1 pseudogene is annotated in these 1,344 nt (G+C 43.2%); it reads right to left on the reverse strand.

Going from position 1 to position 1,344, the window contains the following annotated elements:
- Nucleotides 1–123: 123 nt before the first annotated feature.
- Nucleotides 124–768 (reverse strand): annotated as a pseudogene (locus tag QUA78_RS33060) (transposase); the annotation flags it as partial.
- Between the last annotated feature and the right edge of the window lie 576 nt (nt 769–1,344).

Raw genomic sequence — 1,344 nt, forward strand, 5'->3', positions numbered from 1 at the left:
GATAAATTACAGATATTTTGTAAGGCGTGGCCGGTCAAAAATTCTGGACGGTTTGATAAAAATTCCTTTTTCCTAGAGCGTCGGTTCAGTATTAGGTATTGACAAGAAAAAGGCTGTATGCAGTTACCCGGTCAATGAGTTCGACTCTATGCTCGGTTTAATTGGCAGAACCTTACCCATTCGAGCAATGACATGAAGGTTATGGACAACAGCGACTCGGCGTAGATCGAAGAGATTTTTACGTTGTCCAATATAGCGGGCACGATTCCCCTGCCAATGACCAATATGAGCTAAAGAATGTTCAACTGTAGTACGCTCTCTCAATTCTTGACGACCAATAGTAGTGGATTGACGCGCTCGCAACTCTTGCATTAAGGCTTCATCAGCATGAATTGATATACTGCGTCCTTTTTTACTGTTCGTACAGTCTTCCCTCAGAGGACAAATTGCACATTCACTCTCAGGAAAATGAACAACTTTTCCGGGTTCAAATGGGATACTTACCTGATTTGGGCAGCTAATTAAATGCGTATCCCAGTCTAGGAAAAAGGCATTTTTATCAAACCTGCCAGAATTTCTGACCGGCCACGCCTTACAAAATATTTTTAATTGCTCATCCCGCTGTGTGACCCAATGACTGGATAAATAAGCTCGGTCAATATGTAACTCAGCTAGGTGAGGATTTTGGAATCTTAAGTCACTTTCTAGGTCAACCGTAGCAGCAGATTCTGGAGTATTTGCTTTCGTCAAAGCCACAGCCCGAACTACACCTATATCTAAATCTTTGAGGACGTGACGTTTATACCCATCTATTTTCTTAGACCGGCTTTTCCGTCCATGCCGCATATCTGGGTCTTCAATAGAAATGCGACGGTCTTTGGCCACCCCTTTGGTGAGAATAGGAGATCCTTGAGAGTCTAAAGTCACATTTTGGGATTCAATGAATCGAGCAATATCCAGAGTTTCTTGGGCCACTTCAATTTCATCACAATCGGACTGGCCTTGCATCCATTCTTCTACAGAATCTAAGCTGTTTAGGATAATTGAAAGTGCGTTTTGACGCTCGATTGGATCATCCCAGTTTAAGTCTAAGGCAGTTTTTAAGCTGGAACTCTTGAGAATTGGCGCACCGGCTTCATCAGCAATTTCTGTCAGCCCCCGCCCCTGCTGACGAGCTATCACACTCACTGCCTTACGCAAAGCATGACCCAATAGATTATATGTATCTTCGACTTTACCTGCTCCCCATAATGGTGAGGAATCTAAGGGGGAGTATGTCACTTTTGTAGTGAGTAATTATACTCAGGCAGCTTGTCTCTGATTTCCAATTAACCCGTTCAAGTA

This window comes from Microcoleus sp. K4-B3, assembly GCF_036704615.1.
Classification (GTDB): domain Bacteria; phylum Cyanobacteriota; class Cyanobacteriia; order Cyanobacteriales; family Microcoleaceae; genus Microcoleus.